General features: G+C 75.1%; 12 protein-coding genes. 7 read left to right on the top strand and 5 right to left on the bottom strand.

Features of this window, described 5'->3' with window-relative positions; all coding sequences use genetic code 11:
- Nucleotides 1–98: 98 nt before the first annotated feature.
- The 5 genes from uvrA to clpA all read left to right on the top strand — a co-directional run bounded on the left by uvrA (nucleotide 99) and on the right by clpA (nucleotide 6,798).
- On the top strand, nucleotides 99–3,008 hold the full coding sequence (gene uvrA, locus IPO09_06645; GenBank protein ID MBK9517026.1) for an excinuclease ABC subunit UvrA: 2,910 nt from the start codon (nucleotides 99–101) through the stop codon (nucleotides 3,006–3,008).
- Between the two features lie 7 nt (nucleotides 3,009–3,015).
- Nucleotides 3,016–3,432, top strand: coding sequence for a hypothetical protein (locus IPO09_06640; GenBank protein ID MBK9517025.1), 417 nt, complete (start codon nucleotides 3,016–3,018; stop codon nucleotides 3,430–3,432).
- A 77-nt stretch (nucleotides 3,433–3,509) separates the two neighbouring features.
- Complete coding sequence (locus IPO09_06635) at nucleotides 3,510–4,007, top strand: rubrerythrin family protein (protein MBK9517024.1); 498 nt, start codon at nucleotides 3,510–3,512, stop codon at nucleotides 4,005–4,007.
- 158 nt (nucleotides 4,008–4,165) lie between these two features.
- Nucleotides 4,166–4,492, top strand: a complete 327-nt coding sequence (locus IPO09_06630; protein MBK9517023.1) for an ATP-dependent Clp protease adaptor ClpS — start codon at nucleotides 4,166–4,168, stop codon at nucleotides 4,490–4,492.
- Nucleotides 4,493–4,494: 2 nt separating this feature from the next.
- Nucleotides 4,495–6,798 (top strand): ATP-dependent Clp protease ATP-binding subunit ClpA, encoded by a 2,304-nt coding sequence (gene clpA, locus IPO09_06625; protein MBK9517022.1) that lies wholly within the window; start codon nucleotides 4,495–4,497, stop codon nucleotides 6,796–6,798.
- Between the two features lie 108 nt (nucleotides 6,799–6,906).
- Here clpA and IPO09_06620 read toward each other — a convergent pair whose 3' ends face one another.
- Entirely contained in the window at nucleotides 6,907–7,386 is a 480-nt protein-coding gene (locus IPO09_06620; protein MBK9517021.1) for a hypothetical protein, read from the bottom strand.
- Nucleotides 7,387–7,691: 305 nt separating this feature from the next.
- Here IPO09_06620 and IPO09_06615 point away from each other — a divergent pair, with 305 nt between their 5' ends.
- Entirely contained in the window at nucleotides 7,692–9,050 is a 1,359-nt protein-coding gene (locus IPO09_06615; GenBank protein ID MBK9517020.1) for an HNH endonuclease, read from the top strand.
- 253 nt (nucleotides 9,051–9,303) lie between these two features.
- Here IPO09_06615 and IPO09_06610 read toward each other — a convergent pair whose 3' ends face one another.
- Nucleotides 9,304–9,738, bottom strand: coding sequence for an Hsp20/alpha crystallin family protein (locus tag IPO09_06610; GenBank protein MBK9517019.1), 435 nt, complete (start codon nucleotides 9,736–9,738; stop codon nucleotides 9,304–9,306).
- Nucleotides 9,739–9,849: 111 nt separating this feature from the next.
- On the opposite strand from IPO09_06610, the gene IPO09_06605 reads away from it, so the two are divergent.
- Nucleotides 9,850–12,678, top strand: a complete 2,829-nt coding sequence (locus tag IPO09_06605) for a DEAD/DEAH box helicase (GenBank protein ID MBK9517018.1) — start codon at nucleotides 9,850–9,852, stop codon at nucleotides 12,676–12,678.
- Here the strand turns inward: IPO09_06605 and IPO09_06600 are convergent.
- From IPO09_06600 to IPO09_06590, 3 genes are read right to left on the bottom strand one after another with little or no spacing between them, the layout of a single operon-like run.
- A complete protein-coding gene (locus IPO09_06600) occupies nucleotides 12,675–14,135 on the bottom strand; it encodes a hypothetical protein (protein MBK9517017.1) in 1,461 nt (486 codons plus the stop codon). The two genes, IPO09_06605 and IPO09_06600, sit on opposite strands and share 4 nt — an antisense overlap.
- Complete coding sequence (locus tag IPO09_06595) at nucleotides 14,132–15,646, bottom strand: caspase family protein (GenBank protein ID MBK9517016.1); 1,515 nt, start codon at nucleotides 15,644–15,646, stop codon at nucleotides 14,132–14,134. Before IPO09_06595 ends, IPO09_06600 begins: the two co-directional genes overlap by 4 nt.
- Nucleotides 15,643–16,386, bottom strand: a complete 744-nt coding sequence (locus tag IPO09_06590) for a DUF4384 domain-containing protein (GenBank protein MBK9517015.1) — start codon at nucleotides 16,384–16,386, stop codon at nucleotides 15,643–15,645. Before IPO09_06590 ends, IPO09_06595 begins: the two co-directional genes overlap by 4 nt.
- Nucleotide 16,387 lies beyond the last annotated feature (1 nt).

Raw genomic sequence — 16,387 nt, 5'->3', positions numbered from 1 at the left:
AGGTGGTGGTACCACCTTCCACCGGGGCGCGGTAGCGGCCAGGTGCCGCCCCCGGGGCGGTGGCCCGCGCCGGGCCCCTGCGTTAAGAAGCACCCTCCATGAGCGAGCCCGAAACCATCGTCGTCAAGGGCGCCCGCGAGCACAACCTCAAGTCGGTCACGCTGGAGATCCCCAAGAAGAAGCTGGTGGTCTTCACCGGGGTCTCCGGCTCCGGCAAGAGCTCGCTGGCGTTCGACACCCTCTACGCGGAAGGGCAGCGCCGCTACGTCGAGTCGCTCTCCAGCTACGCCCGCCAGTTCCTCGGCCAGATGGAGAAGCCCAAGTACGACACCATCCGCGGCCTCTCGCCCACCATCTCCATCGAGCAGAAGGCGGCCTCCAACAACCCGCGCTCCACGGTGGGCACCATCACCGAGGTGCACGACTACCTGCGCGTGCTCTACGCCTCCATCGGGCAGCAGCACTGCCCGTCGTGCCAGCGGCCGGTCGGCAAGCAGACCTCCCAGCAGATCGTCGAGACCATCCTGGCCATGCCGGAGGGCTCGCGCATCCTGGTGCTGGCGCCGCTGGTGCAGAACCGCAAGGGTGAATACAAGGAGCTGCTCGGCGACGTGCAGCAGCGCGGCTTCGCCCGGGTGCGGGTGGACGGCATGATCCACCCGCTCACCGAGCGGCTGGCCCTCGACAAGAAGCTCAAGCACGACCTCGAGCTGGTGGTGGACCGCCTGGTGGTCAAGGCCGGCATCGCGGCGCGCCTGACCGACTCGGTGGAGACGGCGCTGCGCGAGGGCAAGGGCACCCTCATCGTGGCCGACGCGGAGAAGGAGCAGAAGGTGGGGCCGGGCATGGACCCGGAGGGCTACAAGACCCACGACCGCTTCTTCTCCGAGCAGAACTCCTGCCACGCCTGCGGCCTCTCCTTCGGCGAGCTGGCCCCGACCGCGTTCTCCTTCAACAGCCCGGTGGGCTCCTGCCCCGACTGCCAGGGGCTGGGCACCCGCGCCGAGATGGACCCGGACCTGATCATCCCGGACCACTCGCTCACCATCCGCGACGGGGCGGTGGAGCCCTGGGCCTCCGGCATGGAGCGCGGCGAGGGCTGGACCTTCGAGTTCGTGGAGCACCTGGCCCGCTCGCTCAAGCTGGACCTCGACACCCCCTGGGGCAAGCTCGGCAAGCGCGACCGCGATCTCGTCATGCTGGGCACCGCGGCGGTCAAGGAGAAGGGCGTCCGCATCGAGTGGGAGGGCGTGCTCAACCAGCTCTACCGGCGCTTCCGCTCCACCGGCTCGGAGGCCATGCGGCGCTACTACATGCGCTACTTCTCCGACAAGCCGTGCGGCACCTGCGGCGGCGAGCGGCTCAAGCCGGAGAGCCGCTCGGTCAAGGTGCGCGGCACCGGCATCGTCGAGCTGTCGCGCCGCACCATCGTGGAGGCCCACGCCTGGCTGGGCGCGCTCGACCTGAAGGGCTCCGAGGCCACCATCGCCGACGAGCTGCTCAAGGAGATCCGCAACCGGCTCAAGTTCCTGCTCGACGTGGGGCTCGGCTACCTGACCCTGGACCGCCCCGGCCCCTCGCTCTCCGGCGGCGAGAGCCAGCGCATCCGGCTGGCCTCGCAGATGGGCTCGGAGCTCACCGGCGTCATCTACATCCTCGACGAGCCCTCCATCGGCCTGCACCAGCGCGACAACGGCAAGCTGCTGGCCACCCTGAAGCGGCTGCGCGACATCGGCAACTCGGTCATCGTGGTGGAGCACGACGAGGAGACCATGGCCGAGGCCGACTGGCTGGTGGACTTCGGCCCGGGCGCCGGCGCCCACGGCGGCGAGATCGTCAGCCAGGGCACGCCCGAGCAGGTCAAGCTGGACCCCGCCTCGCTGACCGGCGCCTACCTCTCCGGGCGGCGCGAGATCCCGCTGCCGGCCCGGCGGCGCGACGAGCGGCGCGGCGCCCTCACCGTCAGCGGCGCCACCGAGAACAACCTCAAGGACCTGACCGTGGAGTTCCCGCTGGGGCGGCTGGTGGCGGTCACCGGCGTCTCCGGCGCCGGCAAGTCCACGCTGGTGAACGCCATCCTGCGGCCCGCCATGAACCGCCTGCTGACCGGCACCCGCGAGGCGCCGGGCAAGCACACCGGGCTGGCCGGCTGGCAGGCGGTGGACAAGCTCATCGACATCAACCAGCAGCCCATCGGCCGCACTCCGCGCTCCAACCCGGCCACCTACACCAAGCTGTTCGACTTCATCCGCGACGTCTTCTCGCAGACGCCCGAGGCGCGCGCCTTCGGCTACCAGCCGGGCCGCTTCAGCTTCAACGTCAAGGGCGGGCGCTGCGAGGCCTGCCAGGGCGACGGCATGAAGCTGGTGGAGATGCACTTCCTGGCCGACGTGCTGGTGCCCTGCGAGGTCTGCGGCGGCAAGCGCTTCAACGACGCCACCCTGCGGGTGCAGTTCAAGGGGAAGAACATCGCCGAGGTGCTGGACCTCTCCATCGCCGAGGCCACCGGCCACTTCTCGGCGCACAAGGAGATCGTGCGCATCCTCAAGACCCTGGAGGACGTCGGCCTCGGCTACCTCAAGCTGGGCCAGCCCTCCCCCACCCTCTCGGGCGGCGAGGCCCAGCGCATCAAGCTGTCGCGCGAGCTGGCCCGGGTCGGCACCGGGCGGACCCTCTACATCCTCGACGAGCCCACCACCGGCCTGCACTTCGAGGACGTGCGCAAGCTGCTGGCGGTGCTGGACCGGCTGGTGGACGCCGGCAACACGGTGGTGGTGATCGAGCACAACCTGGACGTCATCAAGTGCGCCGACTGGGTCATCGACCTGGGGCCCGAGGGCGGCGCCGCCGGCGGGCAGATCATCGCCGAGGGCACGCCGGAGGAGGTGGCCGGGACCGAGGCCAGCGCCACCGGGCACTACCTCGGCCAGGTGCTGGCGCACCACCACGCGCGGCGGGCCCGGCCGGTGCCCACCGCCGCGGAGGCGGCCGAGGCCGCCGGGATCTAGGGGACCCATGCGCCTCCCCTCGCCGCTGGCCGCCCTGCCGCTGCTCCTGCTGGCCTGCGCCGGCGGCCCGGGCCCCGAGGACGCGCCGGCGCCCGCCGCGCCGGCCGCCCGCCGGCCGGTCTTCGCCACCTCGGGCTGGGTCAAGCCGCGCGAGGCCAGGCCGGGCTGCGTGGCCGGCTCGCTGGTGGTGCCGGCCGGCCTGAAGGGGCGCCGCACCCTCACCGCCAAGATCGCGGTGGACGTGGACGGCGCGGTGGCCAGCGTGGAGGACGTCTCGCCCGTGCCCGAGGCCTCCGGCCGGCTCTCGGCGGCGCTGGAGCAGGCGGTGCGCGGCTGCCCGTTCCTGCCCGGCCGCGACCCGGCCGGCTTCCCGGCCTACGTCTGGCTCCTGCTGGACGTGCCGGCGGCCGCCGCGGCCCGCTGACCCCGGCCCTCGAAGCAGCCCCCGCCCGGGCGGAGGCGGCGGTAGCATGGCCCCTCACCACGCAGGAGGGGCCCACCATGCCGACCACCACCGAGAACCTGACCGTCGCCTTCGCCGGCGAGAGCCAGGCCAACCGCAAGTACACCGCCTTCGCTCGCCAGGCCGAGAAGGAGGGCCTCCCCCAGATCGCCCGCCTCTTCAAGGCCGCGGCCGAGGCCGAGACCATCCACGCGCTGGCCCACTTCACCAACATGGGCGGCGTGGGCAGCACGCTGCAGAACCTGGAGGCCGCCGTGGCCGGCGAGACCTACGAGTTCACCGAGATGTACCCGCCCATGGTGACCCAGGCCGAGACCGAGGGTCACAAGGGGCGCCACATGCTGGCCTTCGCCCTGGCGGCGGAGAAGGTGCACGCCCGGCTCTTCTCGGAGGCGCTGGCGGCCATGAAGGCCGGCAAGGACCTGTCGCAGATGGACGTCTACCTCTGCCCGGTGTGCGGCGACGTGGAGTTCGGCCCGCCGCCCGAGCGCTGCCCCATCTGCGGCGCGCCGGCCTCCAAATACCAGAAGGTCTAGCCCGGCGCCGCCCCGGCGCCGGGCCCGGACCCCGGGCCCCGCCGGGGCGAGCCGTCCCGGCCCACCCCGACCGCGCCAACCACCCTGCCTTCCTGGGCTTCTCGCCGCGCCGTCGCGGGGCGCGCGCCGCGTCGGTCGCCCGCTTAGAATGGTCATCCATGGTTGAGCGCACCCGCCCCGGGGACGGCACGGCGATCGTCCTCCCCAAGGCCAAGGCCGACAAGAAGGTGGCGCGCCCGCCCCTCTACAAGGTCCTGCTGCACAACGACGACTACACCACCCAGGAGTTCGTGGACTGGGTGCTGGTGAACGTCTTCAAGCTCGACCCCGAGGGCGCCCACCGCATCATGCTGAACGTCCACATGCACGGGGTCGGTGTGGCCGGTATCTATCCCCACGAGATCGCCGAGTCGAAGGCCCAGAAGACGATGACGCTGGCCAGGGAGGCGGAGTACCCGCTCCTCTGCACGCTTGAGCCGGAGTAGCGATGGTGACCGTTTCGAAGGAGCTGCAGCAGACCCTGCAGGCCGCCGTGGCGGAGGCCCGCCGCCGCCGGCACGAGTACGTCACGCTGGAGCACCTGCTCCACGCCATGGTGAAGGACAAGGTGGCCGCCGAGGTGCTGGCGGCCTGCGGCGCCGACCTGCCCCTGCTGGAGCGGGAGCTGGCCGACTACCTCGACCGCACCCTGGAGGCCTCGGCCGGCGAGGCCGAGCCGGAGCAGACCGCGGCCTTCCAGCGGGTGCTGCAGCGGGCCGCCTGGCACGTGCAGGGCACCGGTCGCACCGAGCTCAACGCCGGCGACGTGCTGGTGGCCATCACCCGCGAGAAGGGCTCCCACGCCGTCTACCTGCTGGAGAAGCAGGGGGTCCGGCGCATCGACATCCTGCAGTACATCTCGCACGGCATCTCCAAGGAGGGCGGCGGGGCCGCCCCGCAGCCGCCCGGCGGCGAGGAGGGGCCCCAGGGCGGCGAGGAGGAGGGGCCGTCGCAGTCCGTCAAGGATCCCTTCAAGGCCTTCACCGTCAACCTGGTGGAGCGGGCGCAGAAGGGGCTCATCGACCCGCTCGTCGGGCGTGACGCCGAGGTGGAGCGGACCATCCAGGTGCTGTGCCGCCGCCGCAAGAACAACCCGGTCTTCGTGGGCGACCCCGGGGTGGGCAAGACCGCCATCGTGGAGGGGCTGGCGCTGCGCATCTTCGAGAAGAAGGTGCCCAAGATCCTGGAGGACGCCGCCATCTACTCGCTCGACATGGGGCTGCTGCTGGCCGGCACCAAGTTCCGCGGCGAGTTCGAGCAGCGGCTCAAGGGGGTCATCGCCGGGGTGAAGAAGATCCCCAACGCCATCCTCTTCATCGATGAGATCCACACCATCGTGGGGGCCGGCGCCACCAGCGGCTCCTCGCTGGACGCCTCCAACCTGCTCAAGCCCGGCCTGGCCTCGGGCGAGCTGCGCTGCATCGGCTCGACCACCTACCAGGACTACAAGGCCACCTTCGAGCGCGACCACGCGCTGGCGCGCCGCTTCCAGAAGATCGAGGTCCACGAGCCCTCGGTGGCCGACACCATCCTCATCCTGAAGGGGCTCAAGAAGGTCTACGAGGACCACCACGGGGTGGAGTACACGCCGCGCGCCATCCGGGCCGCCGCCGAGCTGGCCGCCAAGCACATCAACGACCGCAAGCTGCCGGACAAGGCCATCGACGTGCTCGACGAGGCCGGGGCGCGCGACCGCATGCGCCCGGAGGAGAAGCGCCACCGGCGCATCACCGCCCGCGACGTGGAGCGGGTGGTGGCCACCATCGCCAAGATCCCGGCCCGCACCGTCTCCAGCGACGACAAGACGGCGCTCGCCAGCCTCGAGCCGGAGCTCCGCAAGGTCATCTTCGGCCAGGACGCCGCCATCGACGCCATCGCCGCGGCCATCAAGCTGGGGCGCTCCGGCCTGGGCAGCCCGGAGAAGCCCACCGGCTGCTTCCTCTTCTCCGGCCCCACCGGGGTCGGCAAGACCGAGCTGGCCAAGCAGCTGGCCCGCATCCTGGGCGTGGAGTTCCTGCGCTTCGACATGACCGAGTACCAGGAGAAGCACACCGTCTCCCGGCTCATCGGCGCGCCCCCCGGCTACGTGGGGTTCGACCAGGGCGGCCTGCTGACCGACGCCATCCGCAAGACGCCCTACACGGTGCTGCTGCTCGACGAGATCGAGAAGGCCCACCCGGACATCTACAACCTGCTGCTGCAGGTGATGGACCACGCCACCCTGACCGACAACAACGGGCGCAAGGCCGACTTCCGCAACGTGGTGCTGATCATGACCACCAACGCCGGCGCCCAGGAGATGAGCGCCCGGCGGGTCGGCTTCGGCAACGAGGCCCAGCAGGGGCCGGGCAGCGCCCGCGGCGCCATCGAGCGGGCCTTCAGCCCGGAGTTCCGCAACCGGCTCGACGCCTGGGTCTCCTTCGACAGCCTGCCGGCCGACGTGGTGGTGAAGATCGTCGACAAGTTCGTGGCCGAGCTGGCGGCGCAGCTGCTCGAGAAGAAGGTGGCGCTGGAGCTGACGCCGGCGGCGCGGGCCTGGTTCGCCGAGCACGGCTTCGACCCCAAGATGGGGGCCCGCCCCATGGCCCGCCTGGTCCAGAACGAGCTGAAGAAGGCGCTGGCCGAGAAGATCCTCTTCGGCGACCTGCAGGGCGGCGGCACGGTGCGCGTCGAGGTGGACCTGGAGGCCGACAAGCCCAAGCTGGTGGTGGTGCCGAACCAGGCGGCCGCCCCGGTGCCGTCGCCGGCGTAGGTCGGGGCGCCCGCGCGGCCCGCCCGGTGGGGCTGGGAGCGCAGCGGGGAGGTGGGCCGGAGCCCCGGAACGAATCACGGCCCCGCGGGGCGCGTGGCCTTCGGGGCGTCACGCGCTGCGTGACGGCGCGAGCCGCCGCTCGAGCTCGGCGGCCGTCGGATGGGCGTCATGGATTCCCACGAGCCGGCGGGGCGGGATGAAGGCGAAGCGGCGGAGCCGCCCGACCGGCGCTCGCAGCGTCACCGTGATGGTGCGCAGCCTGGAGGCGCGGCTCTCCTTCGCCGACTCGACCAGCGGATACGGGATGAACCACTCGCGCCCGGGCCTCGAGACGAGGAGCCCGGTCCGGGTCGCCACCACATGGCGGAGCGGAACTCCCCAGCGCCACCACGCGAGGAGCGCGACGAGCGGAAGGACGATGAGCGACCAGGCCAGCGGCGCTTCGGCCCTGCCCGCGCGCAGGCCCGCCAGTCCGGCGAGCAGCATGCCCCCCGTCAGCGCCCAGGCCAGCCAGAGGGACAGCGGCTGGGTGAGCTGGCCGGACAGGTGGAGGAGCTCGGTGTCGTCAGAAGGGGGACGCGAATCCATCGAAGAGTCCTGGGCTGGGCGGTCGCTGGCGCTGACCTTGCCACGGCGCCTTTGGAGTGGGAGCACTTCCACACACTGGCGTTCCTCTTGGGTCGCCTCGGACGATTTCACTAGACGTCCTCCATCGCCGAACTCGCTCCTCGTGCGCGGCCGCTGCGCAAACGCAGTCCTGGCGCTGCGCCGTGCCCGGCAGCAGGCCGCGGCGCAGCACCTGAGGGGTCCCGAGCCCCCGCCGCTCGATCGCCCAGCCACGCGCGCCCTGGAGCGCACCAGGAGGGCTCGAGATCGCATGAGACGATGGCGTCATGAACGCCCTCGATCTCCTCGCGACGGCCGCCCGCTCCCACCTTCCCCTCCTCCTCCTCGTGGCCCACGAGCCGACCGCGCCGTGGGCCGCCCGCGCCCTCGACGAGGACGTCCCGCCCGCATCCCTCGGCGACGCCCGGGTCCGGCGCGACGAGCTTCGGGGCCTCCTCTCCCGCGAGCGGGCGGCCGCCGCCGACTTCCTCCTGGCCCTCGCCGACTTCGACCGGCGCCGCGGGTGGGAGCGGCTCGGCCACGCCTCGCTCTTCTCCTTCCTGACGCGGGAGCTCGGGCTCTCGAAGGGGGCGGCCTTCCTCCGCCTGTCGGCCGCCAGGCTCCTGCCGCGCCACCCGGCGGTGGAGGCGGCGCTCCGGCGCGGCGACCTCTGCCTGTCGGCGGTCGGGGAGCTCGCCCGGGTGCTCACGCCGGAGAACGAGGCGGACGTGCTCCCCAGGTACTTCGGCTGCTCGTCGAGGGAGGCGCGCGAGGTGTCGGCGGCCCTCCGGCCGGTCCCGGCGCCGCCGGTTCGCGAGGTGGTGACGCGGCTCCCGGTCCAAGCCGGGGCGGCCTCGCGGGGGACGACGGGGCAGCCCTTGGCGCTGGCGACGCCGCTGGCTTCCGCGCCCGGGGCCGGCGCACTGGCGGAGGTGAATGGCTCGGCGCAGTACGATGCGGTTCGTGCGCACGAACCGCGCCCGGCTCCACCCGCGCCGGTCGCGCCGCGGACGCCGGCGGTCGAGCCGCTCACCGGCGACCTCCGCCGGCTCCACCTCACCGTCTCGAAGGGGTTCCTCGACAAGGTGGCGGCGACGCGGGACGGGCTCTCCCACGCGCTCCCCGGCGCGACGACGGAGCAGGTGCTCGAGGCGGCCCTCGACCTCCTCCTCGCGCGGCAGGCGCAGCGGAAGGGGCTGGGGAAGCGGGCGCGGCGTGCGCCTCCCGAGGCTCGGCACCCCGGCGCGCCTTCGGACCCGGAGGGTGACGGGGCGCCAGCGGGACCCGGCCCGATGGCCGGCGCATCTCCGGCCTCCCCTGACGCGAACCCTGCGGGCAGGGCTCGCGGAGCCTCGACCACCTCCCCGCCTCCCCTCCGCCCCCACGTCCCCACCGCCATCGAGCGCGAGGTGCGCCTCCGCGACGGCGACCGCTGCCAGTTCCCGCTCGACGCGGGCGGCGTCTGTGGATCGACGTGGCAGGTGGAGCTCGACCACCTGGTCCCGTTCGCGCTCGGCGGCCCCACGTCCCCGGCCAACGTGCGCTGTGCGTGCCGGCCTCACAACCAGGCCGCCGCCGAGGAGGCGCTGGGGCCAGCCATCATGCGGGCGGCCCGGGGCCGGCGGGCACGGAAGGGAGGCCCGTAGCGCGCCCTCGCGAGCGAGGGCGGCACCGAGGGTTCGCCCCGGTCCAGGCGCCGGCGCAAGCGGACGAGCGCGATCCAGGAGTCCCGTTCGCGCCGAGCCCTTCGTCTTGGTCCCGCCGCCGCAGCCCGCTGACGGCCGGCGCCCGAGACACGACCAGGGCGCCCCGGGGAGGGGAGCCCGGGCGCCCTGGTCGCTTCCTGCGATGCGCCCGCCAGGAGGGGAGGCCTGGCGCGGCGCGGGGGACGGCTCGGGGCTACCTGATCGTCACCGGGATGGAGCGCGCCTTGGCCTCCTCGCGCTTCGGCAGCTTCACCGTGAGGACGCCGGCCTCGTAGGTGGCCTCCACCCGGGTGGCGTCCACCGACACCGGCAGGGTGAAGCTGCGGGCGAAGGCGCCGTAGGCGCGCTCGCTGCGCAGCACCTCCTCACCCGCGGCCGGCTGGGCGAAGCGCCGCTCGGCCGTCACCTCCAGGGTGTCCTTCTCCACCTGCAGCTTGATGGTGGCCCGGTCCACCCCCGGCAGGTCCACCGCCACGCGGTACTCGTGGGCGGTCTCCAGCACGTCGGCCGGCGGGGCCAGGCCGGTGGCCGAGAAGGCCGGGGTGGCGACGGCGACGTCGTTCATGAGCCGGTTCACCTCGGCGGCGAAGGTGGGCAGGGCGTGGGTGGTCCTCCAGAGCGTCAGCATGGCGGTCTCCTGGTGTGACTCGGGGGTTGGTGTGAGGGCGGCCTTCGGGTGGTGCGCGCTCACCGTCCGGCCGTCGCATCTCCTAGGTAAGGCGCCCTGGGCGGCTGTCAAATGGCCCCCGTCGGGATACAAGGGTCCGCCGTGGACGCCCTCCCCATCGACCCCCTCCTGCCCGAGATCGTGGCGGCGCTGCGCGCCGGGTCCTCGCTGGTGATCGAGGCGCCCCCGGGCGCCGGCAAGACCACCCGGGTGCCGGCGGCGCTGGTGGCGGCCGGGCTGGTGCAGGGCGAGGTGGTGGTGCTGGAGCCCAGGCGCCTGGCGGCCCGGCTGGCGGCCCGGCGGGTGGCCGACGAGCTGGGCGAGCGGCCCGGCGAGACGGTGGGCTACCAGGTGCGCTTCGAGGACGTCACCTCGGCGCGCACCCGCATCCGCTACGTCACCGAGGGGCTGCTGACCCGCCGCCTCCTCTCCGATCCCCAGCTGCGCGGCGTGGGGGCCGTGCTGCTCGACGAGTTCCACGAGCGCCACCTGCAGGGGGACCTGGCGCTGGCGCTGCTCAGGCGGCTGCAGCGGACCAGCCGGCCGGAGCTCAAGCTGGTGGCCATGTCGGCCACCCTGGACGCCGCCCCGGTGGCCGGGTACCTGGGCGCGCCGCGCCTGCGCTCGGAGGGGCGGCGCTTCGAGGTGGCGGTGGAGTACCTCACGCCGGAGGAGGCGGCCCGCCCCGACCAGCGGCTCGAGGACCTGGTGGCGCGGGCGGTCAAGCGGGTGCTGCGGGAGGAGCCGGACGGCCACCTGCTGGTCTTCCTGCCGGGCGCCGCCGAGATCCGCTGGTGCGCCTCGCGCCTGGGCGGCCTCTCCGAGCTGGGGGTGGACGTCCTGCCCCTGCACGGCGACCTGCCCCCCGACGAGCAGGACCGGGCGGTGCGCCCCTCCGGCCGGCGCAAGGTGATCCTCTCCACCAACGTGGCCGAGACCTCGGTGACCATCGAGGGGGTGGTGGCGGTGGTGGACGGCGGGCTGGCCCGCATCGCCTCGCACTCTCCCTGGTCCGGGCTCCCGACCCTGGAGGTCCGCAAGATCTCGCGGGCGGCGGCGGCGCAGCGGGCCGGGCGCGCCGGCCGGACCCGGGCCGGGCGGGCCCTGCGGCTCTACACGCGCCACGACCACGACGGGCGCGCCGAGTTCGAGACGCCGGAGGTGGAGCGGGAGGACCTGGCCGAGCCCTTCCTGGCGCTGGCCGGGCTGGGCGTGCTGGCGGACCCGGACGGCTTCGAGTGGTTCGAGCCGCCGCCCGGGCCGGCCGCCGAGGCGGCCAGGACGCTGCTGGTCCGGCTCGGCGCGGTGGACGCGGACGGGGTCCTGACGCCGACGGGGCGGCGGCTGCTGGCGCTGCCGGTCCACCCGCGCCAGGCCCGGCTGGCCGTGGAGGCGGCCGACCGCGGCGCGGCGGCGGGCGGCGCCTTGCTGGCGGCCCTGCTCGGCGAGCGCGACCTGCGCGACCGCGCCGCCGGCGGGCGCACCCCGCCCACCGGACCGTCGGACCTGCTGGAGCTGGCCAGCCTCTTCGAGGAGGCGGCCCGGGCCCGCTTCGACCTGGAGCGGTGCCGGCGGCTCGGGGTGAACGCCGGGGCGGCCCAGGCCATCGACCGGGCGCGGCGCCAGATCGAGCGGGCGCTCCGGAGCGTCCAGGGCACCCGGCCCGCCAACCGGCCTGCGACCTCGACCGGGACCTCGACTGCGACCTCGACTGCGACCTCGACCGGGACCTCGACTGCGACCTCGACTGGGACCCCGACTGGGACCTCGACCTCGACCGCGACTTCGACCGGGGCCTCCAGGTCTGGACTCCCTCTCCCCTCCGGGGAGAGGGCCGGGGTGAGGGGCGCCTCCTCGACCTCGAAGGCGACCCTCGACCAGGAGCTCGCCACCGAGCAGGCCCTCCTCATGGCCACCCTGGCCGCCTACCCGGACCGGGTGGCCCGCCGCCGCGCCCCGGGCAGCGACGAGGTGGTGCTCACCGGCGGGGGGTCGGCCAGGCTCGACCCGGCCTCGGTGGTGCGGGAGGCGGAGCTGCTGGTGGCGGTGGACGCCGAGGCGCGCCGCGGCGACCGGCGCGCCGCCGGCACGGCCGGGGCGGCGCGCGCCGAGGCGCGGGTGCGGGTGGCCTCGGCGGTGACGCAGGAGCAGCTGCTCGAGCTCTTCCCGGACCTGCTCCGCTACGAGGAGGCGGTCAGCTGGAACGGCCCGGCCGAGCGGGTCGAGGTGGCCGAGCAGCTCCGCTACGAGGACCTGGTGCTCGAGTCGGCCCGCGCCGACCGGCCGGACCCCGCCGCGGTGGCGGCCCGGCTCTTCGAGGAGGCGCTGGCCCGCGGGCCGCGCGCCTTCGCCGAGGAGGGGGCGCTCGACCTCCTGCTGGCCCGGCTCACCCTGGTGGCGCGCCACGCCCCGGCGCTGGGGATCGCGCCGCCCACCGAGGAGGACCTGGTCGAGGCGCTGCGCGACGCCTGCCAGGGGCGGCGCAGCTTCTCCGAGCTGCGAGAGGCCGACCTGCCTGGCGCGCTGCTGGGGCGCCTGCCCGGGGCGGTGCGGGCCGCGCTGGACCGGCTGGCGCCCGAGCGGATCACCCTGCCCGGCGGCCGCGGGGTGAAGGTGAACTACCAGGCCGACCGGCCGGCCTTCATCGAGAGCCGCCTGCAGGACTTCTTCGGCCTGGCCCAGGGGCCGGCCGTGGCCGGGGGCGCGGTGCCGCTCACGCTGCACCTGCTGGCGCCCAACCTCCGGGCCGTGCAGGTGACCACCGACCTGGCGGGCTTCTGGGAGCGCCACTACCCGGCGCTGCGCCGCGAGCTGGGGCGGCGCTACCCGAGGCACGCCTGGCCGGAGGACCCGCGCCACGCCACCCCGCCGGCCCCGCGGCCGCCGCGCGGGCGGGGCTAGCCGCCCACGGTCCCGGGGGCGCCGTCGGGCGCGCCGGCGGGCACGGTGGCCCGCCCCAGCTGCCCCTCGGCGTTGCGCCCCCAGCACTTCACCACCAGGGTGCGGCTGGCCGCCGGTGGCGGGGTGAGATCCACCAGCGCGCAGGCGTGGTCGTCGCCGGCGGACGCCGCGGCCACGTTGCCGCCGAAGGAGACGTCGGCGCCGTCCAGCAGGGGGTCGACCCCGCCCCCCGCCTGGCCCTGGTCGTTGCGCCCGCCGCACTTCAGGCCGAGGGCGTCCTTGCCCATGCAGGTGAAGGCGGTCCCGGCGATGGCCAGGACGGCGCGGGCGTTGTTGTCGAGGCCGATGGAGCGGGTCGGGGCGAGGAGCGGCGAGCCCACCGCGCCGGTGCCCAGCTGCCCCTCGGCGTTCGCCCCCCAGCAGGAGAGCCCGTCGTCGTCCGGCACGGCGGCCCCGGCCACCACCGCGCAGGCGTGCTGGCCACCCACGGCGATGGACGCCGCCGGGCCCGGCAGGCCGGCCACCAGCGTGGGCGTGGTCACCACGGCGGGCAGGGCCGAGCCCGAGCCGACCTGGCCGCTGCCGTTGGCGCCCCAGCAGCGGACCTGGCCGCCCGACCGGGCGCAGGTGGTGTCGGCGGAGGCCGCCAGCTCCTCCACGCCGCCGAGCCCTGCCACCAGCGCGGGCGCGGTCACCGGTCCACCGGCCGCGCCGGTCCCGACCTGGCCCTTCACGTTGGCCCCCCAGCACCGCACCTGCCCGCCCGAGAGGGCGCAGGTGTGGTCGGCGCCGGCGGCCAGCCGGGTCGCGCCGCCGAGGCCGGTGGAGACCGGCGTCGGGCCGGAGGAGGTGGCGGCGCCGTCGCCGAGCTGGCCGAGGTCGTCCGCTCCCCAGCACCAGACCGTTCCGCCCCGGATGGCGCAGGCGTGGCGGCCGCCCACGGCGACCGCGCTGACCCCGCCCACCAGCCCGGCCACCTCACCCGGGGCCGGGCCGCCCACGCCGGTCCGGCCGAGCTGGCCGCTCCCGTTGGCGCCCCAGCACTGCACCGAGCCGTCGCTGGTGAGGGCGCAGGCCTGGTCGCCGCCGGTCGCCACCGCCGCCGGCTGGCAGCAGCCCGAGGCGCACTCGAACAGGCCGGCGGCGCAGGTGTAGCCGCACTGCCAGTCGTTGCCGGCGGGCTGGCAGGTGGCGCTGGCCCCCGGGAAGGTGGTGGTGCAGACGGCGCAGGCCGCGCCGCAGTGGCCCAGGTCGTGGTCCTGGCAGACGTTGCCGGTGGCCGGGCACAGGTGCTGGTCGGCGTTGCACTGGTTGCCGCCCTCGAGCTTCGGCACCCCGGCGGCGTCGTAGAGCGAGCCGCCGCAGGCGCCGAGCACCAGCCCGGCCAGGGCGGCGAGGAGGCCGGCGGCCAGCGGGGCCAGGCGACGGGCGGTGGCGTTCCGGTGGGTGGCGGTCATGGCGCGGCGAGCCCGTAGAGGACGACCAGCGTGGCCCCGGCGGCCGGCCTGAGCGAGCGCTGGTCGTCGAAGTTCATCGAGCGGACGCCGCCGGTGAGGTCCAGCGCGGCGCGCAGCGGCCCGAGCGGCAGGGAGAGGCGCAGCGCCGCCGCGCCGGTGACGTCGGCGGTCTGGAAGTGGCGGCCGTCCTTGAGCCCCTGGGTGTTCCAGCCGCCGCCCACGTCCAGGCCGCCCTCCAGCAGCACCCGGTCGCCCACCAGCGGGTAGAGCAGCGTGGCGCCGCCGCCCAGCCGCGTGTAGCTGGAGGCCAGGCCGCCCACGGTGACGTCGCCCAGCGCGTAGTCGGCGTGCAGCACCAGGCCGAAGGGGCCCACCTCGCGCCTGAGGCCGGCGCGCAGCGAGGGGATCACCCCGGCGTCGGGCAGGCCCACCAGGTGCGCGCCGGCGCCGACCCACCACTCGGTGGGCAGCGGACCGCCCTTGGAGCGGGCCTGCTCGTAGCGGGTGGGGGTGAGGCGGGGCAGCAGGCGGGTCTCGCCGCGGGCCAGCAGGACGTCGCCGCGGGCGCGCCCCTCGCGGGCGCGGCGCTCCACCAGGTAGGCCCCGGCCGGCAGCGCCAGGGCCAGCTCGGACTGGCCGGCCGGCACCTCGGCCATCAGGCCGCGCGGGCCCTTGAGCAGGTAGAGGCTGCCGGGGTCCACCGGCACCAGCAGCTTGGCCTCGGCGCGGCGAAGGTCGGCCAGCACCACGTCGCCGCGGCCGGACATCTTGAAGTCGTAGGTGGGGTGCTGGGCGCCGGTCTGGGTGGCGCTGGTGGCCGAGACGGTGGCCCCGGAGGTGTAGCGGAAGGCCTCCGCCATGGTCACCAGGCCGTCGCCGTCGGCGTCGCCGGCGCCGCGCAGCGCCGTCTCCAGGTGGTGGGTGAAGAAGCTGCCGCCGATGGCGGCCGACTCCTGGGCCTGCTCGCCCACCGCCGTGGAGGCGATGAAGGCGGTGCCGCGCACGTCGTCCACCGGCAGCAGGAAGTCCACCCGGGCCTCGGCGCGGGCGCCCTTCACCTGGGTGAGCAGGCCGGCCTCGCAGGCGTCCACGATGACGATGCGGGCCTCGGCGCTGGAGCCGGCGGCCGCGGCCTTGAGCTCGTCGTAGGAGACCCGATCGTTGCCGAACTCGAGCCCGCCGCCCCCGGCGTGGCCCGAGTAGTAGACCACCAGCAGGGTCTTCTCGCCGGCCGCGCGGGCCACCTTCACCTTCTGCTCGGCGCGCGCCAGCGCCTGCCGGAAGGCCTCGGCGCCCTGGCCCCTCTGCAGCTCCACCTGGTCCGGGGCGAAGTCGCCCAGCTCGCGCAGGGCCCGCTCGAACCGCTCGGCGTCCTTCTCGGCGAACCAGAGCTTGGCCCGGGCCGCCGAGCCGGCGTTGGCGCCCGCCACCACCGCCACCCGGCCGGTGCTGGCCTGCGCCGCCAGGGGCAGGAGGAGCGCGGCGGCCAGCAGGGTGCGGCGCAGGCTCACGGCTTCTTCTCGAGCAGGACGGTGTCCTGCACGGTGCCGGCGGGCAGGCCGGGGATGGTGCGCAGCGCGCGGACCGCCTCCGGGCCGGCGGCGGCGGCGGCGCGGACCGCGCCCTCAACCACGGCGTAGGTCAGGGGGACGGGGGCGCACAGCGCCAGGAACCGCTCCGGGCCGGCCTGGCCGTCGAGCACCGCGCCGCCGGGCAGCTCGGTGACGCGGGTCACCTCCAGGCCACCCTCCCCCTCGGCCGGGAAGAGGCGCGAGACCTGGCCGGTGGCGTCCACCGAGAGCACCCAGAGGCGGCACGGCCTGGCCGGGCGGACCTTGAAGCGCACCGCGGCGGAGGCGGGCACCACCTCGCCGTCCTTGGCCGGGTGCGGACCGGCCGCGCCCTGCAGGAAGACCGCCAGGCCCATCGAGCCCCCGCCCTTGACGCCCAGGTAGTCGTCGGGCGGCGCGCCGGGCCCGGCCACCAGCATGAGGGCGGCGGCGGCGGCCAGGGCGGGCAGCGGGGCCAGCCAGCGCATGAGGTCCCAGGCCGGGCGGCGGGCCGCGGCGGCCTCCACCGCCCCCACCGTGGCGGGGAAGACGTACTGCTGGAACTCGTCGCCCAGCCGCCTCATCTCGGTGAGCCGGTCCCGGCAGGGCTGGCACGCCTCGAGGTGGCCGCGGAGCGCGGAGGCCTCGGGCGCCAGGAGGTGCTTCTCGAGGGCCAGGTCTGAGGGGCAGCGGGCGGTCATC

The sequence above is a fragment of the Anaeromyxobacter sp. genome, assembly GCA_016718565.1.
In the GTDB taxonomy this organism is placed as follows: domain Bacteria; phylum Myxococcota; class Myxococcia; order Myxococcales; family Anaeromyxobacteraceae; genus JADKCZ01.
This window is presented reverse-complemented; position numbering and strand designations above follow the sequence as displayed.

Bases quoted from the DNA above. Each gene is read 5' to 3' on its own strand.
- clpA (MBK9517022.1), top strand. From the start codon at position 4,495: ATGGTGACCGTTTCGAAGGAGCTGCAGCAGACCCTGCAGGCCGCCGTG.
- IPO09_06610 (MBK9517019.1), bottom strand. From the start codon at position 9,738: ATGCTGACGCTCTGGAGGACCACCCACGCCCTGCCCACCTTCGCCGCC.
- IPO09_06640 (MBK9517025.1), top strand. From the start codon at position 3,016: ATGCGCCTCCCCTCGCCGCTGGCCGCCCTGCCGCTGCTCCTGCTGGCC.
- IPO09_06630 (MBK9517023.1), top strand. From the start codon at position 4,166: ATGGTTGAGCGCACCCGCCCCGGGGACGGCACGGCGATCGTCCTCCCC.
- IPO09_06620 (MBK9517021.1), bottom strand. From the start codon at position 7,386: ATGGATTCGCGTCCCCCTTCTGACGACACCGAGCTCCTCCACCTGTCC.
- IPO09_06605 (MBK9517018.1), top strand. From the start codon at position 9,850: ATGGCCCCCGTCGGGATACAAGGGTCCGCCGTGGACGCCCTCCCCATC.
- uvrA (MBK9517026.1), top strand. From the start codon at position 99: ATGAGCGAGCCCGAAACCATCGTCGTCAAGGGCGCCCGCGAGCACAAC.
- IPO09_06590 (MBK9517015.1), bottom strand. From the start codon at position 16,386: ATGACCGCCCGCTGCCCCTCAGACCTGGCCCTCGAGAAGCACCTCCTG.
- IPO09_06615 (MBK9517020.1), top strand. From the start codon at position 7,692: ATGAACGCCCTCGATCTCCTCGCGACGGCCGCCCGCTCCCACCTTCCC.
- IPO09_06635 (MBK9517024.1), top strand. From the start codon at position 3,510: ATGCCGACCACCACCGAGAACCTGACCGTCGCCTTCGCCGGCGAGAGC.
- IPO09_06600 (MBK9517017.1), bottom strand. From the start codon at position 14,135: ATGACCGCCACCCACCGGAACGCCACCGCCCGTCGCCTGGCCCCGCTG.